Source organism: Robiginitalea sp., from assembly GCF_049588695.1.
In the GTDB taxonomy this organism is placed as follows: Bacteria; Bacteroidota; Bacteroidia; order Flavobacteriales; family Flavobacteriaceae; genus Robiginitalea.
This window is the reverse complement of the sequence record NZ_JBAVZJ010000125.1, coordinates 1-3709: the sequence shown is the minus strand read 5'-3', so window position 1 is coordinate 3709 and position 3709 is coordinate 1. Positions and strand designations below refer to the sequence as shown.

Genomic DNA, 3709 nt, shown 5'->3' with positions numbered 1-3709 from the left:
TTGCCTTTTCAGGCTTCAGGGCTTTCTGATAATATTCTACGCTGCGTTCGATATCGGGGGTCCAACGGATCGGATAGAGGACGGAGCCGCAGGTGTTGCATTTGAGTTCATGGGTTACCTCAGGGGTGATTCGGTCGAAGAATCGACCGATCAAATGCTTTTGGTAGAAAGTGAGGGTTAAGTCCTGATTAAAACATTCCGGACAATTATTGGTCACAGGGTTCTGACTCAGAATATGTCTTTCGTTCGTCGCCATATCAACTGAGGGTTTTAAAACTGAGTTGCATCACGGTTCCTTCCTTCCCGGAAGAGAGGACTTTGATTTTTCCTTGATGGTATTCTTCAACAATGCGTTTCACCAGCGACAGTCCCAGGCCCCATCCGCGTTTTTTAGTCGTAAAACCCGGATTGAAGATTTCCTGAAATTGCTTCCTGGGGATACCGTGTCCGGTGTCGCATACCAGGATATTGACAGACTGGTTACCCTGGAGGATCTCAATGGAGATCTCCCCTTTTCCCTTCATGGCATCGATTCCGTTCTTGACGAGGTTTTCTATTGTCCAGTGGTAGAGGGATTCATTCAGGGAAACCATTGCCGAGTCCACTTTGGTGCGAAAAGTGAATGTAATGAGCCGGGAACTTCGAGTCTGTAAATATTCAAAGGCCGTTTTGGTTTCCGCCACAATGTCCCGGGGTTCTAATTTAGGTAGGGACCCGATTTGGGAAAACCTTTCGGTTATGGTTTGCAGCCGGCCGATATCCTTTTCGATTTCCGTGGTAATCCGGGGATTTACAGCTTCGCTTTTCAAGAGCTCATTCCATCCCAGCAGGGAAGTCAGCGGCGTTCCAATCTGATGCGCCGTCTCTTTGGCCATCCCTGCCCATAATTTATTCTGTTCGGAAACTTTGTTGGTTTTAAAGAAAAAGAAAATGACAGTCCCGAAAAGAAAAATGATGAGCAAAAGGGCAATGGGATAGTATTTTAGTTTATTGAGCACTTCGGAGTTGCCGTAGTAGAGGGTCGCCAGGTGTTCGTTCTGATAGTCGATTTGAATAGGCTTGTTTTCGGCCTGAAAGTCCCTGATCTTATCTTGTATACGGGTGCTGTCTTCAGCGGAGACCTTGGGCATATTATTGATCTTGACAGAACCGTCCGCATTCACGAGGATCATGGGGGTGGTGGTATTTCGTTGCAACACTTTCAAATGAAGCGTACCCAGTTCCAGATTCTCCGAGGATCGCAGAAGTTCGGATTGGGCCGTGGCCCATATCTCCATTTTATGCCGCTCTTCTTCTTTGAATTTTTTGAAAAAACTATTCGTATTCCAAAGTATCAGGCTGACGATAACAAAGGCAGAGATCAGCAAAAACGTATTCGAAAACTTCCCTGGAGGATTTATTTTCATGCCCCTTTCTTGTAGTCATTAAAGATAACTGAAATTGAAGGGAATTGTTGTGAGAAGTACGATTTTGACCTTCTGCTTTCTGGCAGATTTCAATACCTTTGTTACCATGAGTGATTCCTACCTGACCCTCTTGCCTGAAAAATTGGAAACCCGGGATTTGCACGGGTATTTACTCGGAGCAGTCGGTCCGAGGCCTATTGCTTTTGCGAGTACCGTCGATAGGGATGGGAAACCAAATCTCGCTCCCTTTAGTTTCTTCAATGTCTTTAGTGCCAATCCGCCCATACTGATTTTTTCCCCTGCTCGCAGGGTCCGTGATAACACAGTGAAGCATACCCTTGAAAATGCAATGGAAACGCGGGAAGTAGTCATCAACGTTGTTTCTCATGCTATGGTACAACAGATGTCCCTTGCCAGCACGGAGTACGATAGAGGGGTAAATGAATTTGTAAAGGCCGGATTCACCATGTTGCCCTCAGAAATCGTTTCACCCTGCCGCGTGGGGGAGTCCCCCGTGCAATTTGAATGTGAGGTGACCAAAATTGAACCATTGGGGGAATCAGGTGGTGCCGGGAATCTTATTTTTTCAAAAGTAGTCCGGATACACATCAGCAAGGATGTGCTGACAGAAACCGACACCCTCGATCCTGTAAAGCTGGATTTGGTGGCCCGGATGGGGGGAAATTGGTACTCCAGGGCCATAGAGGGGCTTTTTGAGGTTCCCAAACCATTGACTACTAAGGGTATTGGTGTAGACCTTATCCCGGAAGCCATCCTCAGGAGTCCTGTGCTGAGCGGGAATGACCTCGGGATGTTGGGGAATTTTGAGCGCCTGCCCTCCCGGGCGGAGATCGCCGAATTTCTCGAGCTGAATCCGGAGCTTCAAAACCTGCTCAATGTCACCGATGAGCGGCAGATTCACACCCGGGCTAAAGCTTTTCTACAGCAAAACGATGTAGAGGCCGCCTGGAAAATACTATTGGCCCCTGGGGCCTGAACTGTTTATAATCGCTTCCAAAAGGAGGCCCCGAACAGGAATGATTTTAAAATTTTAAACAAAGAAACGCAGTTAGAAATTATGGAAGTACAAGGAACAATCAAACTTATTGACGAGACAAAAACATACGGTTCAAACGGCTTTCGCAAAAGAGAGCTCGTATTGACCACAGATGAACAATACCCACAGCACCTGATGATTGAATTCGTTCAGGACAAGACCGATCTGTTGAATAATTTTCAGGTAGGACAGCAGGTCAATATAAGTATCAATTTACGGGGCCGGGAATGGGTCAATCCGCAGGGTGAGACCAAATACTTCAATTCCATTCAGGGATGGCGGATTGAGTTGGTTCAAGCCGGTGAAAATGGAGGAAATATGCCCCCAGTCCCGCCTATGGAAGCCTTTGAGCCTGCGGAAAACCTCAAGGAAGAGGACTACGACGACCTCCCATTTTAAACTGTATTTGTTCGGGATATATTTGGCAAAACTCGCACCGGCAAACTATTTTTAGCCTATGTCCCTTACCCGTACTGTTGAGATAATATTCAGGAGATTTCTACCTTCTCCTTTTGTTATTGCATTGCTCCTGACTTTGGTTACCATGGGCCTCGCCCTGGTTTTTGGAGAATACCCGGAGGGAGAGCAAGCCGGGAAGCAGCTCCTCAGGTCATGGGAAAGGGGCCTCTGGAATCGGGAACTCCTGGTGTTTGCATACCAGATGATGCTGATTCTGGTTTTGGGGCATGTACTGGTACTCAGCAGGCCGATGGAACGCCTGATCCTTCGGCTTACCTCCCTCACGCGGGATGGAGCCTCAGCAGCCCTCCTGGTTGCCTCGACTACCATGTTGGTTTCATTTTTTAACTGGGGGCTCGGGCTGATATTTGGCGCTATTTTGGCGCGAAAAGTAGGCGAATATGCACAGAGGCAACAAATCCCATTAAATTACCCCCTGATTGGGGCCTGCGGTTATGTCGGTTTGATGATCTGGCATGGCGGCATCAGTGGATCGGCACCTATAAAGGTTTCTGAACCCGGACATCTCGCCGGCCTTATGAATGTGGGTTCGAAGGGTGCTGCTTTAAATTTGTATCCCGAGACGATTCCCACTACAGATACGATTTTTAGCCTGCCAAATCTGTTAGTGTTTGCACTGGTATTTGCAGCGATTAGTACCCTGGTCTATTATTTGGGGCAAAAGACGGATCCCACCCTTATTTCGCTGCCATCCTACGCCTTTTCGGCAAGGGAAAAGTCGCCTGCTTCAGGAGCAGAACGGCTCGATCACTCCCCTGTTTTATCC

General features: G+C 47.7%; 5 protein-coding genes. 3 read left to right on the top strand and 2 right to left on the bottom strand.

Annotated elements, in window-relative coordinates; translation table 11 throughout:
• Together WBV75_RS02840 and WBV75_RS02835 are read right to left on the bottom strand one after the other, a co-directional pair.
• Positions 1 to 256: hypothetical protein (locus WBV75_RS02840; RefSeq protein ID WP_424119144.1), on the bottom strand; the 256-nt coding region annotated here is incomplete at its 3' end.
• 1 nt (position 257) lies between these two features.
• A complete protein-coding gene (locus tag WBV75_RS02835) occupies positions 258 to 1406 on the bottom strand; it encodes a sensor histidine kinase (protein WP_424119143.1) in 1149 nt (382 codons plus the stop codon).
• 106 nt (positions 1407 to 1512) lie between these two features.
• Here WBV75_RS02835 and WBV75_RS02830 point away from each other — a divergent pair, with 106 nt between their 5' ends.
• From WBV75_RS02830 to WBV75_RS02820, 3 genes are all read left to right on the top strand, one after another.
• A complete protein-coding gene (locus WBV75_RS02830) occupies positions 1513 to 2403 on the top strand; it encodes a flavin reductase family protein (protein ID WP_424119145.1) in 891 nt (296 codons plus the stop codon).
• An 81-nt stretch (positions 2404 to 2484) separates the two neighbouring features.
• Complete coding sequence (locus WBV75_RS02825; protein ID WP_424119142.1) at positions 2485 to 2862, top strand: DUF3127 domain-containing protein; 378 nt, start codon at positions 2485 to 2487, stop codon at positions 2860 to 2862.
• 58 nt (positions 2863 to 2920) lie between these two features.
• On the top strand, positions 2921 to 3709 hold a 789-nt coding region (locus WBV75_RS02820), incomplete at its 3' end, for a TIGR00366 family protein (protein WP_424119141.1).

What these genes read in the sequence shown, in the direction of transcription:
- WBV75_RS02835 (WP_424119143.1), bottom strand. Translation starts at nt 1,406, where the DNA reads ATGAAAATAAATCCTCCAGGGAAGTTTTCGAATACGTTTTTGCTGATC.
- WBV75_RS02830 (WP_424119145.1), top strand. Translation starts at nt 1,513, where the DNA reads ATGAGTGATTCCTACCTGACCCTCTTGCCTGAAAAATTGGAAACCCGG.
- WBV75_RS02825 (WP_424119142.1), top strand. Translation starts at nt 2,485, where the DNA reads ATGGAAGTACAAGGAACAATCAAACTTATTGACGAGACAAAAACATAC.